The organism is Haloarcula sp. HT12 (assembly GCF_055271655.1).
The window spans coordinates 183,055-198,104 of the sequence record NZ_JBUXKW010000004.1; the positions used below are offsets into that span (position 1 = coordinate 183,055).

Below are 15,050 nucleotides of genomic sequence, written 5' to 3' on the forward strand. Positions count from 1 at the left end.
CGTGTCTCTGGGTTTCGCAGTGGATGTGGTGACCGCGCCGAGGAAATCCGCCGACTGAGTCAACACGAGAGACGGTCCCTACGCTTTGCTGAGCGCGTAACTCCGCCGACCGTGCGTTTCGAGCGTGAGATACGCCAGCCCCCAGTCGGTTTCCGCACAGAACTGGTGGACGGCGGGGATGACGCCGTTCACGATCTTGTAGTCGTCACCGGCGATGTAGCCGTCAGCCGCGACGGCTCGCTGGCTCTCTCTGAGCTCGGCCAGCGTCGCCTCGTACTCGTGAGAACTGTTGATGTACACCCAGTCGAGCGAGGCGGTATCGGCGTCACGGAGGACGGAGATCGGTTCGGCGTCCAGCAGATGAGTGGTGTCCCGATGGTCTCGGAACCGGCGTTCAACGGCATGACGCTCCTCATCGCTCGTCCACTGATCGACGAGATAGAGCGTTTCGGGCTCCGTGACCCGGACGATGGACTCGGCGAAGGAACCGTCACCGGCCCCGAATTCGGCGACGGTCCCGCCGGCCGGCATGTGTTCGAGGAGGTCTGCTCGATGGGGGAGGAGGTGTACGTGTTCAAGCACTGCCGCCGGGAGGGACTCCGGAACGGCTTCCTCTCGGTTCAGAATGGACGCCGCTGCGGGTCCCTCGGACGTGTCGGGTGGGAACGCGGTCTGGTAAAGCCCGGCCACCAGCGGGTAGAGGCGGTCCGGACAGGATTCGGTGATCGCACGTTTCGTCCGTGATAATGACATTCTAATGCCACGATACCACAACGGAGAGTAAAAGCGTGGCGACGCCCCCACTGCTGGAGAGCCAAAAACCTATGCGTTTGGGTCAGAAACGGCCCCGGCATGTCTCCCTCCAGTGTTGTCGGGCGGTTCCGGCCCTACTCCGTCCCGCTCTGTCTGTTTGCCGTGGTGGCGGCCGCCGTGGTGGTCGTGCCGCCACTGGTTCTCGGGGACGCGACCGGACGCACGTACGCCCTGACGACGGCCGTTCTCATCGTCGCGATCTCGTCGGTCCTCCCGTATGCTGTCGCGGTCGGCGTCCTCACCGTCCCGTTCCTCTACACCGGACTCGGTAGCTACGCGGCCCCGACGGTGTTGCCGACCGACGCCGAGCCGTTCTCGCTGACCGCAGCACTCCGGCACGTCGTCGCCGGCATTTCGTACGTGGTCGCAGCCACCGTCGTCGGCGCTGTCGGCATCGGCGTCGATTTCGCGGCTTCGAGTGGCTCGGACTCGTTTCCGGCGGTCGGCTTCCCGTCGTTTCCGGCACTCGGGTTTCCGCCGTTCCTCCTGCTGGGCGGCGTTGTCTTCGCCGGTGTTTACGTTGCGGTCCAGCTGTGGCGGTACGAGCGGCCAGTACGGGGCTTGGCCTGGAAAACGGTTCTCGGGACAGTCGTCCTCGGCGCGTTCCTCGCCGCGTCGCCCATGGTTGCGCTCTGGATATTCGGGGCCTACGGCTTCTGAACGTCCCTATGCTACCTGTGATAACCGGCTTCTCTGCAGAGCACCGATAGTCGGCGCTACCCGCCGGCTTCCAAACGGCTTAAAGGCACAAGCTCCGGTATCCGATAATGACTCAGCAACAGTCCTCGACGGACGGCGGCCCACGAGCGAACGGCATGCCGATGCTCGGGCTCGGAACCTGGCAGAACGACGACCCGGACCAGTGCGCCGAGAGCGTTCGGACGGCCCTGGAGGCCGGCTACCGACATATCGACACCGCACAGGCCTACGACAACGAAAGCGCCGTCGGTGACGGTATCGCTGCGGCTGACGTGGACCGCGACGACATCTTCCTGGCGACCAAGGTCTGGATTTCGAACCTCTCACACGACGACGCGATCGAAACGACCGAGGAGAGCCTCGACAAACTCGGCGTCGATTCGGTGGACCTGCTGTACGTCCACTGGCCGGCAGGCGAGTACGATCCCGAGGAGACGCTCCCGGCGTTCGACGAACTCGTCGACCGCGGCCTGATCGACCACGTCGGCGTCTCGAACTTCGAACCCCACCACGTCGAGACAGCGATGGACGTGCTCGACGCGCCGGTGTTCGCGAACCAGGTCGAGACCCATCCGTTCCTCCAGCAGTCGGAACTGCGCGAACACGCGGCAGAGCAGGACTACGAACTGGTCGCGTACTCGCCGCTGGCACGCGGTGAAGTGTTCGGTCACGATGTCATCGAATCCATCGCCGACGCCCACGACGCGAGCGAAGCGCAGGTCAGCCTCGCGTGGCTCCGCGAGAAGGGGGTGACGGCGATTCCGAAAGCCACGAGCGAAGCCCACATCACGGACAACCTGGCGAGCCTCGACCTGTCGCTTTCCGACGCCGAAATCGACCGTATCGACGGCATCGAGACGGTCGACCGGCGCGTCAATCCGGACTTCGCGCCGGCCGCCTGGGACTGAGCCGGATTCGGGCTTCTCCGTTGAGTTCGGTGACCCGCCCGTCGGCCCGTGACACCACGTCTCCCACAGCCCTCTTCACATTTCGACCCCTTGTACGCACAATGAGACATCTTCGCTTTAGGGGGTGGTCCAGCTGACCTGGCCCATGCTGCGGTCCACGTCTACGGATCGCCCGTCGATTCCGGCCCGCTACCGTGACACCGCGCTGTTCGTTCTGCTCGCCATCCTGTTCGGTGGCTCGTTCGTCGCAATCAAGACCGGGCTCCGTGAGCTACCGCCGGTACTGTTTGCCGGCCTCCGGTTCGATCTGGCAGCGGTGACGCTGCTTGGCTACATCGCCCTCACCCGTCCCCGGTCGACGTGGCTGCCGCGGACTCGCGGGGACTTCGTGGGTATCGGGATGGCGGCGCTGTTCCTGATCGCACTCAACAACGGGCTGTTGTTCCTCGGGCAGGGCGCGACGACACCCGCAGCAGCGTCCGTGATGTACGGCCTGAACCCGATACTCGCCCCCGTGTTCGCCTGGTGGCTGCTGGGCGAGCGGCTCTCGTGGCTCGGTGCGCTCGGCATCGGTATCGCGCTGAGCGGCGTCGTCATCATCGTCCAGCCGTCGCCGTCGACGTTTACTGACGCGAGCGCTATCGGGCAGCTCCTCGTCCTCGGCGCGGCAGCGGCCGTTGCTCTGGGCAGCGTGCTCCTCCAGCGCGTCGGCCCGCAGATGGACAGTACACCGCTGACTGCGTGGGCGATGGCCGTCGGCGCGGTGTTGCTCCACGCCGCGAGCCTGCTGGTCGGGGAGCCACCCACGGCGGTGATCGGCATCGGTCCGGAAACGATTGCGAGCATCCTGGCCGTGGGCATCCCGTCGACAGCGGTCGCGTACGCCATCTATTTCGGCCTCATCAAGCGCATCGGTCCGGTTCGTGCGAACCTGGTGGCCTACGTCGTACCGATATTCGCCGCGCTCATGGGCTGGGTGCTGCTGGGCTCGTCGATGTCACTGTGGACGTTCGTCGGCTTCCTGGTCGTCGTTGCGGGCTTTGTTCTCATCGAGCGGGCGACCATCCGTATGGAGCTGCGCCGGCTCTATCGCCGCTTTGACAAAACAGCCGGGGCGTCACAGACGCCGCCGTGTGACGACTGACGTCAGCGGTTGCAGAGAGGCTCGTCCGCCGGCGCTGCCGAAACAGGCCCGGCCAATCATGTGTCGGCAGCCCTAACCGACGGTATGGACCCTTCCGACGTGGAGACAGTGTTCGTCGCCGGAGCCAGCGGCGGGACCGGGCGGGCGGCCCTCCGACTGCTCAGTTCGCGCGTGCCGACCGTCCGGACACTGACCAGTACGCCGTCGAAAACGGACGACCTGCGGGCGGCCGGCGCTGACGAGGTTGTCGTCGACGACTTGCTGAACCCGACCGCGTTGACCGACGCGCTGTCGGACGTTGACGTCGTCCTGAGCGCCGTCGGTTCGAGCATCACGGACGTCTGGTCCCGGGACGAATACGTCGACGGCGCGGGGACGATCAATCTCCTCGATGCGGCCGTCGACGCCGGTGTCGAGGCCTTTGTCATGGAGTCCGCTATCGGCGTCGGTGACGAGCCGGCCAGCCCGCTCGCGGCGGCCTTCGACGTCGCTATCCGGCCGATACAGCGCGCCAAAGCGGAGGCCGAGGTGGCGATTCGCGAGGCCCCGGTTCGGCACACGATTCTGCGACCGGGCGTGCTCACGAACGGACCACGGACTGACACCGTGTCCGTCGCCGAGCCCGGCGCGAAGCTCTGGGGCAGCGTTTCGCGGGCTGACGTGGCGCGTTTGATGATTGCCGCGCCCGTTACACCGGCGGCCGCCGACCGGACGCTGGAAGTCGTTGCCAAACCGGCGTTCCCGAAACGCGCACTACAGATCGATTGGCAGCTCCCCCGGAACGAAGAGGCGGAGACCGTGTCAGTCGATACCCCCCACGACGGTCCGTAATGGGACGTCCGTCGATTTCCGTTCCGGTGGCGGTGTCGCTACCCGTGTGCACATACGCTTCCAGCGGGAAAACGTCGTGATGACTGCTGTGGACCACGCGAACGCCGGCTATCGGCGGCTGTTCGAGGGGGACGGGCTCTCGTTCGGTCTCGGATTCCCGCTCACGGGCGAAAAGGAGTCGACGCCGGATATCGACGCGGAACTCCGGCTCGCAAGCCACGCCGAGACAGTCGGCTTCGACGCACTCTGGGCGCGGGACGTACCCACGTACTGGCCGCGGTTCGGGGACGCCGGCGGGGCCTTCGACCCGTGGTCCCTGCTGTCCCACGTCGCCGCCACCACCGAGTCGGTGGCGCTGGGCACCGCAAGCGTCGTTCTCCCGCTGCGCCATCCCATCCACGTGGCGAAGTCGGCCGCGACCGTCGACCGCCTCTCGGACGGGCGACTCGTGCTGGGCGTCGCCTCGGGCGACCGCGACCCCGAATATCCGGCGTTCGGGGTCGATCCCGAGAACCGGGGCCAACTCGTCCGTGAGAGCGTCGACGCGCTCCGTGCGCTCTGGCGTGAGGAGTATCCGACTATCGAAGGGTCCTGGGGCCGCCTCAACGGCGAACTCGACGTGCTTCCCAAACCGACGACCGAGACACTCCCGCTGTTTCCGACCGGGAACGCCAGACAGTCGACGGAGTGGATCGCCGAGAACGGCGACGGCTGGATATTCTACCACCTTCCCGAGTCGACGCTTCAGTCGTACCTCGACACGTGGCGGAACCACGCGCCCGAGAAGCCGTTCACGATTGCCGTCCAGGTCGAGTTCGCCGACGACCCGGCGGCCGAGCCCGAACCGCTTCACCTGGGCTATCGTGCTGGCGTCGAGTGGTTCCGCGAGTATTTCCGACGGCTCGAAGACTACGGGCTTGCCCACGTCATCGTCGGGCTTCGCGCCGCGGAGCCGGAGGTGGCGATGACGACGTTCGCCAGCGAAATCATAGACGAGCTATAATTGGCGGGGAAGATGTTCGCAGGCACGGCTTTCGGCGGGACCGACCTACGGGACACCGATGACTGACCGGCAGGCGGAACTCCGCACGTTGGCTGGGGAGCTGACCGATTCTGAGGCGATCTCCGACGCGTTTCTCGCCAAGAGCTTCACCGATCAGTTGCTCATCGTCGATGTCCGCGACGGCGAACCGCTCCCGCCCGAAGTCGTTGATCGGCTCACCGACCGCGACCTGCTCCCGGCGGACGAGGTATACGGCGATGACGCCGCGAATCAGTCCGCCACCGGCGACGTGGGCGACGCGACGCGCCATCACTTCGTCGACGTCCGAACCCGCGGCTCACACCGCTCCTACGTCGTCGAGTGACTGCGTTCCAGGCCAAAGTGCCTGTGTTCGCAACGGTACTCGTTGTGCTGACGGGCCGATTATCACGCCGCCGATGGCCACGACGAGGAGAGTGCAACGGATAGCCCCATCGGGAAGTCGGGTCCCAGGTGGGTTTCAGCTCTGGAAACACGATACAACCATCGCGGAGGAGCCGCCTCGCTGCCGTCTTGATCCGTCAGTTGTGGCAGGGCTGTCGGGTACCGGTGGCGTTATCAGAGCCGGTAGAATATCCACCCATCCAGTGACTGAGCCCCCGGTCTGGCGTCGTGAGTCGACGGCGTACCTGTTCGGCGCGTGGCTGTTGACGGCGGCCGTCCACGTATATGTCATCGTCCCAGCGAGCGTCCTCCCGACGGTCGCCGATGGATTCGGGGTTCCACAGACCACGGCCGTCTGGCTCGTCAGCGCCATTTTCGTCTCGTGGGCGCTCACGAACGTCGGTGTCGGCGTCGTCATCGACAGCATCGGGGACATCCGCGTCGTCGCCGCCGGCGGTGCGGTGACGGTCGGGATTGCCCTGGCCGGCTGGCTGGCAGCCGTCGACGGCCTGTTCTGGGTCCTCATCGGGACACGGGTCGTCGCCGGCGTCGCCATCGGCGCGATATGGATCGCCGGTACGGCGCTCGTTGGCCGCCTGTACGCTGTCGAACACAGGGCGACCGCGCTGGGCGTGTTCACCACGAGCCCGCCGGCCGGATTCGCCGCCGGGCAGGTCCTCGGCCCGCGCGTCACCGCCACAGCGGGGTGGCCCGCCATCTTCGCCGCTGGCGGCCTCCTCACCGCTGTTGGACTCGCCGCCTTCGGGGCCGCTCACCTCAGTATCGGCGGGACGACCGGGGTCCGGGACGACGGTGACGACCCCGACGGGGACGATGTGACTTCGGACCAAACCACACAGCAACGCTTCGCCACCGTCCTCCGGAACCGCACGGTCCTGTTGGGCGCTGTCGTCGCCTTCGCGGCGTATTCGCTCTACCTGTTTCTCAACAGTTGGCTCCCGTCGTACCTGACCGCCGCGTTCGACCTTTCGGCCGACGCCAGCGGGCTCCTGGCAGCGGTGTTCCCCGCGATGGGCATCGTCTCTCGGGCCGGCGGTGGCGTCATCTCGGACCGCCTGTTCGGTCATCGCCGGCTCCCCGTCCTCAGGTGGTCCTTCGTCGTCGCGACGCCGGTGATGGTCCTGCTTGCGGTGAGCACGTCCATCCCGATGTTGGTCGGCCTGCTGGTCGTCGGTGGACTGGTCATCCAGCTCACGTTCGGCGTCGTTTACAGCTACGTACAGGAGGCGGTCGAGCCGGGGAACCAGGGGACTGCGCTGTCGATTCTCGGCAGTGCCGGTATCTCTGGGGCGTTCAGCGCACCGGTCATTGCGGGCCTCCTCATCGACCTCACCGGGGCCTACAGCGCGGCCTTTGCCTACGCGATCGCGATGGCTGTGATCGGTGCCGGGCTCGTCTTTCTCGTCGCCGAACAGTGAGAACGCCGACCAACGCGGCGATTCGTCCCGCTACACAGCCGGTACACGTTTTTGTATGCCCAGTGTGACCGTCCGGTATGCAGCCGGAGTCGTTCTTCCACGTCGCAATAAAGGCCGACGACCTCGACGCCAGCGAGTCGTTCTACCGCACGCATTTCGATGCCACGGTCGTCGAGCGCGGGAGCGCTGCTGACGGTGAGGGTGCCACCGCTGTGAACCACGTCACACTTGATGTCGCCGACAAACTGGTGTATCTGTTCGACCGGGCCCCCTACGAGGCCGCCGGACGTGTCGAATCGGTCCCGACCGGCTTCCTGCACTACGGCTTCGTCGTGCCGGATGTCGATGCCGCCCACGAGGAACTCAGAGCCGACAGCGTCGAGTTCGTCATGGCCCCGACGACCTTTGGCGACCTCCGGATCGCGTTTCTCACTGACCCCGACGGCGTCCGTGTCGAACTCATCGAACATCTGTGATCCTGCCTCGCGCGGAACCGCACGGAGACGAGCGGCCGCGCCGGTGCTGTGGAACGGTCGTCGAGACAGCAGTCCTCATAGCGCTGGTCGATGACTACGGGTCGAACTCGTTTTGCTTGAGCCCTCTCCGGACCGGGTCGTGCTCGGCGTCGGTCGGCGGCGGGGCGGTCACCAGTAACGCCTCCAGGCGACCGTCTTCGTCCGCCTTGACACCGCGGTCGGTGTCTGCCTCGACGACCACTACGTCGCCCGGTTCGACCGTCCGCTCCGTGTCACCGTCGCGGACGACGCCGGTCCCGGACTGGACGTGGATCGCCACGTCGCTTGCGGGCGCGTGCACCGGGATGAACTGTCCGGGTTCGAAGTAGCCACAGACGACTTTCATCCGGTCGCTTCGGAATACTTCGACGGCCGAGAACTGTTCGTCGTCGTATGCTCTGGCATCGTCGAAGTCAGTCGCCGTCATCGTCCGTCCACCCCGACAGTGCAGCCCTCAGCGTGCGTGGGAACGAACTCGGGTCGAGCCGGTACGGCCCACGTCGGTCGCTGGTGATTGAGTCCACTCGCTCGCTGTCGGTTTCGATCCTGTGAGTTCATCGGACGAAGTTCCGACTGCACCACGGAAAGTATCCGTCCCGAACCGCTTCGTCCGTGGTCGCTCCCGTTCGCCCGGGTGTACGCACAGTAGTCGAGATTAGTCGCTTCAAGGCCTGTGGTGTTTCGACGGAGTTCATAAATAGTATGAAAACGTAGTTCCGGATGAACAGATGCCACGAATCACTGGGTCCTATCCGGATGATCTCGATCTCCTTATCGAGGGTGCTGTCGAGGCGGGGGTGTTCGGTGGGAAGAGCGATGCGTTGCGAGAGTTCGTCCGTGAGTACTTCGAGGATCACGAAAACGAACGCATCGCAGCGGCAGTTGCGCTCTACGAACGCGAGCGGATCACACTCGGTGACGCAGCGCGCCTCGCCGATGTCGACCGCTGGACGATGCGTGATATCCTCCGTGAGCACGACGTTGAACTCCGGCTTGGACTCGCAAATGAGGAAGATGCGGCCTACGAGGCGGAGGCAGCAACAGAACTCGAGTTCGACGATGAATCTAACCGTGACGAAACGTCGCGCTCGCGATGACTACTGACGATATTCCAGCGAACCCAAGCGTTCTCAACACGACAGTCCTCTCGAATTTTGCATATATCGACCAGCTATGGGTGGTTGCAGACCTCTCTGGTATCTGCACGGTTCCAGTCGTTCTCGAGGAACTCGGAGACGGCGTTGACGACTATCCCTATCTCCAGTCAGCACTTGATACGCTCGACGACGAGATTCCAGTCGCGACGATTTCGAGCACAGTTGCAAACAGAGAAGCGGTCGTCAGTGAGCATCTCGATCCAGGGGAAGCACAGGCGTTCGCTCTGGCAGACGCGCACGATAGCCGCCTGCTGACTGACGACGGGGATGCCCGGTCATTTGCGAAAGATCAGGGTGTGACCGTTGTCGGCTCGGTCGGTGTGCTTTTGGCAGCTATCGATGCTGGCAAGATTAGTGAGGAAACTGCGGATGAGTGGCTCTCGACGTGGATCGACGAGATCGGATACTACGTCCCTTATCGAAGTATCACAGACTATCGCTGACTTCTCGGTCTCGTACTATGCTGTTTGGTTCCTCCAACCTGACAGGAATTGCTCAAAGAGAGTTTTTGCAACTTCCCTGTCGCAATCGCTTGCGCAGCCAATGTGACCAAACCGAGAATCCTGAGAACACGTGTGTGAACCAGTCCGGGTGAAACCACGCACCGAAGTCCCGCTGATCCCGCCGGACTCCCAACGTCCAATATATAAATTCCCTCCGAACATCTTCCCGATAAAAACCACGGGTAGTGCCTATAAAGACCCTCCAAATGGTGTCTGTAGGCGCATTGGCGACGACAGTACTGATGGCGGTACTGCTCGTCGGTATCGCTGGGATACTCGCACGCATCGAAGACTGGCGGTCGTACACGATTGCGATAGGTGGCGGCCACGGGACTCACGAACACACCCACTCGGAGAAACCGAGCGGGATTCTCCGGTGGCTGACGACGGTCGACCACAAGGACATTGGGATTCTCTACGGCGTGTTCGCCGTCGTCGCGTTCGCCTGGGGCGGCATCGCCGTCGTTCTGATGCGGTTCGAACTGATGTACCCCGCCGAGGACTTCCTGAGTGCTAACGCGTACAACGGGCTCCTGACGACCCACGGCATCACGATGCTGTTCCTGTTTGGGACGCCCATACTGGCGGCGTTCTCGAACTACTTCATCCCGCTGCTCATTGGCGCAGACGACATGGCGTTCCCCCGTATCAACGCGATTGCGTTCTGGTTGCTCCCGCCGGCCGCCTTGCTCATCTGGGGCGGCGTCCTCGGCGGGCCGTTCCTCGAAAACATCGAACCGGCACAGACCGCCTGGACGATGTACACGCCGTTATCGATTGAACAGCAGAACCCCGGTGTGGACCTGATGCTGCTCGGCCTCCACCTCTCCGGCGTCGCGGCGACGATGGGGGCGATAAACTTCATTGCGACAATTTTCACCGAGCGGGGCGAGGATGTGACGTGGGCTACCCTCGACATCTTCTCCTGGACTGTCTTGGTGCAGTCCGCACAGATTCTGTTTGCCTTCCCGCTGCTGGGCAGTGCGCTGATCATGCTCCTGCTTGACCGCAATGTCGGGACGACGTTCTTCGCGCTCGAAGGCGGTGGACCGCTACTGTGGCAGCACCTGTTCTGGTTCTTCGGCCACCCCGAGGTGTACATCCTCGTCCTGCCGCCGATGGGGCTCGTCAGCTACATCCTGCCGAAGTTCTGTGGCCGGAAGCTGTTCGGCTTCAAGTTCGTCGTCTACTCCACGCTGGCGCTCGGGGTCCTCTCCTTTGGTGTCTGGGCGCATCACATGTTCGCGACCGGGATGGACCCCCGACTCCGGGCCTCGTTCATGGCCGTCTCTATCGCTATCGCCATCCCGAGCGCGGTGAAGACGTTCAACTGGATGGCGACCATGTGGAACGGCTCTTTACGGACGACCGCACCGTTCCTCTTCTGTGTCGGGTTCGTCGGGAACTTCATCATCGGCGGCGTCACCGGCGTCTTCGAGGCCGCTATTCCCGTGGACCTCATCCTGCATGACACGTACCACGTCGTTGCCCACTTCCACTACGTCATCATGGGCGGCATCGCCTTCGCCGTCTTCGCCGGCATCTACTACTGGTTCCCGCTGTATACCGGCCGGTGGTATCAGCGGTCGCTGGCGAAGTGGCACTTCTGGCTGACGATGGTCGGGACCAACGTCACGTTCTTCCCGATGGTGCTGCTGGGCTATGCCGGAATGCCCCGGCGGTACGCCACGTACTCCGTGACAGCCGGTCCGCTTGATCTGTTTACCCTTTTGCATCAGTTAGCGACAGTCGGCGTCGTCCTGCTGGTCATCGGCCAGCTCATCTTCGTCTGGAACCTCGTGACCTCGTGGCTGGAAGGGCCGCTGGTCGCGGACGGCGACCCCTGGGACCTGGCGGCGACGGACCAGTTCCCGCGGGAGTTCGCGTGGTTCGAGCGCGAGCGGCTGCCGGTACTCGCCGACGGCGGCGACGAACCGACTGGGGACTGATACCCGAGTCAGTCCGGCCTCCCATCCGCGGTCGCCTTCCTTCGTGGCTCTACAGGCTCCGACTGCTATTTTCCACCGAGATGTCGGGATAGGACTGTCGACTGCCCCGTGACTTTCTGGCGACTAGCTGGGCGGTGGCCGCGGTCGTTCCATCTGTCGTCGTGGTTCGCTCGTCGTAGTGCAGGACAGTCAGCCCGAGCCCGGCCCTGAGCAGTTCGTTCGAGGCGAACCGGTACCGATCCCCGGCGGGGCCGCCGTCCACCTCGTCGGTCGTCCGGAGGTGGTGCTGTATAAAGAGACAGCCGCCATCGGCCAGTGCCTCGATGATGTCGGGTAGCCGGTCGACGGGGCGATAGAAGCTAATCGTGATGAGGTCGTACGTCGACGGCGGGTACGCGAACGTCTCCAGGTCCGCCTGTATCCACTCGATGTCGTCCTCGACGCCTGCCGAACGGGCGTTCTCCCGAGCGATACGAAGCCCCGCACGCGACTGGTCGACCGCATCGACGCGGTAGCCGGCCGCCGCGACCGGAAGCGCGTTCCGCCCGGTCCCGGTCGCGACATCCAGTGCCCGCCCCGCCGGGAAGGTCGGCAGGTATCGCTCCAACACCGGATGCGGGTCCGGGCGCTGTGGGTACGCCCCCGTTCGGTATCGCTCGTCCCAGGTCGTCATAGCTCCGATAACCGCCGGCCGGGACATGAAGCCTGCGGGCTGTGACACAGCTTTTGAGTCGTGTTTCGTTTCCGGTCGCGACAATCTCAACTGACTTACCGGCACGCCTGCGACTTACCCACAAGCGAACGGCGATGGATAATCAAAACGGTGTGACCAGACGGCGGCTGCTTATCGGTCTCGGGAGCGGCCTCGGTCTGATCGGCGGCAGTGGTGCCTACATATACTGGTCGTTGCAGGGCGATTCCGGCGGGTACAGTGCGCCGGACTCACAGCCTGTTGTCACTACGCGCGGGCTCCTCGACACAGCGGACGGACCAGCTTTCGAGACCGAGGGCGCGTGGTCGTTCGACGACGCGTCGGAACTGTTCCTATTCGTCCACGGATTCAGCACTGACGCCGAGACGGCACGCGACAACGCCTACACGGCCCAGGTCGCGCTCGAAGGGACACGGTCCGCGCCGGTCGTCGCGTACAGTTGGGATTCCACCGTCGGGTGGGCGCAGGCGAAGGACAACGCCGAGGCAAACGGGACTCACCTCGCCGAGTGGCTGATCGAGTGGGCCGACGCCGACGGGCGACCCGTCCATCTGCTCGCCCACTCTCTTGGTGCGAGGGTGACCGGCGAGACGCTCCGGGTCCTTGCCGAGCGGGGGGCGACAGACACGCTCGCCTCGGTGTCACTGCTCGGCGGCGCTATCCCCTACGATAGCGTCGTCGAAGACGGTCGTTACGGCGACGCTATCGGGGCCGTTGACGCTCCGGTGTCGAATTTCTACAGTCACAACGACAAGGTTCTCTCGTGGGTCTACCGGGCGTCGGACCGGACCCACGCCGTGGGGCACGGCGGCACCCGCGATGCGGGGCCACTTCCCGACGGCTACCGGGACGTGGCTGTCACTGATCTCGTGGCCGACCACTACTCGTACTTCGAACCGGGCGAGGGCTGTCTGCCCCGTGTCGTTGCCGAGATCGAGTGACGATAGTTGCCTGCTGGTAGTATAACTAAATACGTCGCCAGTGTTTGTACCCGCTATGGAAGCCGTCGCCAGATCGCCAGACGCTATCCGCTGGAGCGAGAAATGAGCCTCTTCACTGCTGTTGTCGTCTTCGTGGTGGGGCTGCTCTCAGGTTTCGTCGTCCGATGGGTCGCCGGCCTCGCTGCCGTTGTCGCGCTCGTCCTGGTGTTGTTGGGTGCGACCACGCCGGATATCGGCCTTGTCAATTTCGTGATCGAGCACTACTACCAGGGGAACGAACTGCTGTTTCTCGCCGGACTGTTGTTCGGGCTGGACGCCGAACACACCAGAGATGCTATCGATGGCTGACTCGTCGGTCCCGGATTCCCGGGTCGTATTGACCTGAAACCCACAGACGGACTGCTTACCGCAGACGACGGACCCTCATCGACTGCATTGCTCCGCTGCCGCCGTTCCAGAGCGGACGTGGCTACCTCTCGGGATAGAAAATATACGAATGACGGATGTCGCTGTCGTACATGAGCGACCCGGCGGGCGTTCTGAGTAGCGTTGCGACCAGGTAGAGGTCACCGGCCGCTCCGGCGGTATTGAACAGCAGGGCGAGGAAGGCTGCGAACGCGAGCAGCGGGACCGGAACGAACAACACGGGGAGCAACAATCCATTGAGCAGGACGAGCGGCGCGATGCCGACGACAAGGTTGTGATTCCGCGCCTGAAACTGGTGGAACGTCGCCGCGTAGAACGCGCCGAGTTGCGGTGCCACGCCGTAGGAGACCCGATACCCGTACCATCGATAGACCAGCCCGTGGACGAGCTCGTGGAGAACGGTCACAACGACGACAGCGCCGACACAGGCGACCGCGACCAGCCCGGACGTGAGTGTGACTGTGACGCTCGTCGCCGTTTCCTCGACGGAAAAAACGGCGTCGAGCGCGCTTCCCTGGGCGTACCAGAGCAGTCCACCGAACACCACCGCAGCGATCGGTACCAGCACGATCACGAGACCGAGCAATACTGCGAGCGAGTATCGGAACGGCCGGGGCGGCTGATAGCCCGCCGGCGCTGCCGGACGCAACGTCTCGGCTGGCTCGTACTCACTTGTCGGCATACCTGTGATTCAGCCGGGTCACTGAAAAAGGAGGACGCCACTCCCACCGCTGTAGCGACTGACCAGAGCCCGTTGCCACCATTGGATTCGGCAGTAGCGGCGTGGATATATTCGCTCCCGTATCGCTATATAGCACTCATATAAAACGCCTATAGCGAATTCACCGACGTGTCACCAACGCCCCTTCATAGATGGTCTCACCACCCACGTTAAACCCGGACCTCGGCGCATCACACAAGCGAATCCACAGCCACAGATGGGCGGAGATCTATGTTGTCGGCGATGTCCACGGGTGCCGCCTGACGCTCGAACGGCTCCTGGACCGTCTGGACCCCACCGATGACGACCTCGTCGTCTTCGTGGGGGACCTCGTCCGCAAAGGCCCGGACAGCGCCGGTGTCGTCGACATCGTCCGGCAAACGCCGAACTTCGTCACCGTCCGGGGCAACAACGAACAGAAACTCATCGACGGCCGCAAATCCATTCCCTCGCTGACCGACGACGACCTCTCGTGGATCGCGTCGCTTCCGGCGGCAATATCGTGGGACGATTCGCTGGTCGTTCACGGCGGCGTCGACCACCGCAAGCCGATGGTGGAACACGACCTGACCGAGCTGTTGAACATGCGTTCGCTCGTTCCCGACGGGAGCTACGACCGCCCGTACTGGTTCGAGACGCGCCGTGACGACCCGCGCGTCTTCTTCGGTCACACGGTGCTTTCGGAGCCGTTTGAGACGTCAACCGCGGTCGGCCTCGACACCGGATGCGTGTACGGCGGACAGCTGACCGCGTATCGGTGCTCGACGGGCGAGTTCATCACGGTGGACCCGGAGACGACCCACGAGGACCGGTCGTCCGACAGCATCGTTGATCCAGAGCGAGCGCCGCCTACATCGACGTAAGCC

General features: G+C 64.1%; 18 protein-coding genes. 14 read left to right on the top strand and 4 right to left on the bottom strand.

Going from position 1 to position 15,050, the window contains the following annotated elements; translation table 11 throughout:
- Nucleotides 1-78 precede the first annotated feature (78 nt).
- Complete coding sequence (locus ACY9XZ_RS13980) at nt 79-753, bottom strand: class I SAM-dependent methyltransferase (RefSeq protein ID WP_463457632.1); 675 nt, start codon at nt 751-753, stop codon at nt 79-81.
- Between the two features lie 99 nt (nt 754-852).
- On the opposite strand from ACY9XZ_RS13980, the gene ACY9XZ_RS13985 reads away from it, so the two are divergent.
- The 8 genes from ACY9XZ_RS13985 to ACY9XZ_RS14020 all read left to right on the top strand — a co-directional run bounded on the left by ACY9XZ_RS13985 (nt 853) and on the right by ACY9XZ_RS14020 (nt 7,736).
- Complete coding sequence (locus ACY9XZ_RS13985) at nt 853-1,473, top strand: hypothetical protein (protein ID WP_463457633.1); 621 nt, start codon at nt 853-855, stop codon at nt 1,471-1,473.
- A 155-nt stretch (nt 1,474-1,628) separates the two neighbouring features.
- Entirely contained in the window at nt 1,629-2,420 is a 792-nt protein-coding gene (locus ACY9XZ_RS13990; RefSeq protein ID WP_463458093.1) for an aldo/keto reductase, read from the top strand.
- Nucleotides 2,421-2,565: 145 nt separating this feature from the next.
- Nucleotides 2,566-3,564 carry a DMT family transporter gene (locus ACY9XZ_RS13995; protein ID WP_463457634.1) on the top strand — a complete coding sequence of 333 codons (999 nt, stop codon included), beginning with the start codon at nt 2,566-2,568 and terminating at the stop codon, nt 3,562-3,564.
- Nucleotides 3,565-3,648: 84 nt separating this feature from the next.
- On the top strand, nt 3,649-4,395 hold the full coding sequence (locus ACY9XZ_RS14000) for an NAD(P)-binding oxidoreductase (RefSeq protein WP_463457635.1): 747 nt from the start codon (nt 3,649-3,651) through the stop codon (nt 4,393-4,395).
- Nucleotides 4,396-4,474: 79 nt separating this feature from the next.
- Nucleotides 4,475-5,398, top strand: coding sequence for an LLM class oxidoreductase (locus ACY9XZ_RS14005; protein ID WP_463457636.1), 924 nt, complete (start codon nt 4,475-4,477; stop codon nt 5,396-5,398).
- A gap of 58 nt (nt 5,399-5,456) precedes the next feature.
- Nucleotides 5,457-5,762 (top strand): hypothetical protein, encoded by a 306-nt coding sequence (locus ACY9XZ_RS14010; RefSeq protein ID WP_463457637.1) that lies wholly within the window; start codon nt 5,457-5,459, stop codon nt 5,760-5,762.
- A gap of 262 nt (nt 5,763-6,024) precedes the next feature.
- The gene (locus tag ACY9XZ_RS14015; protein WP_463457638.1) at nt 6,025-7,260 is read left to right on the top strand and encodes an MFS transporter; all 1,236 of its coding nucleotides are present in this window, start codon (nt 6,025-6,027) and stop codon (nt 7,258-7,260) included.
- 77 nt (nt 7,261-7,337) lie between these two features.
- Nucleotides 7,338-7,736: a VOC family protein gene (locus ACY9XZ_RS14020; protein WP_463457639.1), complete on the top strand. Its 399-nt coding sequence runs from the start codon at nt 7,338-7,340 to the stop codon at nt 7,734-7,736.
- A gap of 94 nt (nt 7,737-7,830) precedes the next feature.
- Here ACY9XZ_RS14020 and ACY9XZ_RS14025 read toward each other — a convergent pair whose 3' ends face one another.
- Nucleotides 7,831-8,202, bottom strand: coding sequence for a cupin domain-containing protein (locus ACY9XZ_RS14025; RefSeq protein WP_463457640.1), 372 nt, complete (start codon nt 8,200-8,202; stop codon nt 7,831-7,833).
- A 301-nt stretch (nt 8,203-8,503) separates the two neighbouring features.
- Between ACY9XZ_RS14025 and ACY9XZ_RS14030 the strand changes: the two genes are divergently transcribed.
- From ACY9XZ_RS14030 to ACY9XZ_RS14040, 3 genes are all read left to right on the top strand, one after another.
- On the top strand, nt 8,504-8,872 hold the full coding sequence (locus ACY9XZ_RS14030; protein WP_463457641.1) for a UPF0175 family protein: 369 nt from the start codon (nt 8,504-8,506) through the stop codon (nt 8,870-8,872).
- Nucleotides 8,869-9,375 carry a twitching motility protein PilT gene (locus tag ACY9XZ_RS14035; protein WP_463457642.1) on the top strand — a complete coding sequence of 169 codons (507 nt, stop codon included), beginning with the start codon at nt 8,869-8,871 and terminating at the stop codon, nt 9,373-9,375. The genes ACY9XZ_RS14030 and ACY9XZ_RS14035 overlap by 4 nt, the downstream gene beginning before the upstream one ends.
- Nucleotides 9,376-9,677: 302 nt before the next feature.
- Nucleotides 9,678-11,384, top strand: coding sequence for a cbb3-type cytochrome c oxidase subunit I (locus ACY9XZ_RS14040; protein ID WP_463457643.1), 1,707 nt, complete (start codon nt 9,678-9,680; stop codon nt 11,382-11,384).
- Between the two features lie 49 nt (nt 11,385-11,433).
- On the opposite strand, the gene ACY9XZ_RS14045 is transcribed toward ACY9XZ_RS14040, so the two are convergent.
- On the bottom strand, nt 11,434-12,057 hold the full coding sequence (locus ACY9XZ_RS14045) for a class I SAM-dependent methyltransferase (RefSeq protein ID WP_463457644.1): 624 nt from the start codon (nt 12,055-12,057) through the stop codon (nt 11,434-11,436).
- A gap of 134 nt (nt 12,058-12,191) precedes the next feature.
- Between ACY9XZ_RS14045 and ACY9XZ_RS14050 the strand changes: the two genes are divergently transcribed.
- On the top strand, nt 12,192-13,037 hold the full coding sequence (locus tag ACY9XZ_RS14050; RefSeq protein ID WP_463457645.1) for a DUF726 domain-containing protein: 846 nt from the start codon (nt 12,192-12,194) through the stop codon (nt 13,035-13,037).
- 102 nt (nt 13,038-13,139) lie between these two features.
- On the top strand, nt 13,140-13,385 hold the full coding sequence (locus tag ACY9XZ_RS14055; protein WP_463457646.1) for a hypothetical protein: 246 nt from the start codon (nt 13,140-13,142) through the stop codon (nt 13,383-13,385).
- A gap of 121 nt (nt 13,386-13,506) precedes the next feature.
- On the opposite strand, the gene ACY9XZ_RS14060 is transcribed toward ACY9XZ_RS14055, so the two are convergent.
- On the bottom strand, nt 13,507-14,145 hold the full coding sequence (locus tag ACY9XZ_RS14060) for a DUF3267 domain-containing protein (protein WP_463457647.1): 639 nt from the start codon (nt 14,143-14,145) through the stop codon (nt 13,507-13,509).
- A 191-nt stretch (nt 14,146-14,336) separates the two neighbouring features.
- Here ACY9XZ_RS14060 and ACY9XZ_RS14065 point away from each other — a divergent pair, with 191 nt between their 5' ends.
- A complete protein-coding gene (locus ACY9XZ_RS14065) occupies nt 14,337-15,047 on the top strand; it encodes a metallophosphoesterase family protein (RefSeq protein WP_463457648.1) in 711 nt (236 codons plus the stop codon).
- The last annotated feature ends 3 nt before the right edge of the window (nt 15,048-15,050 follow it).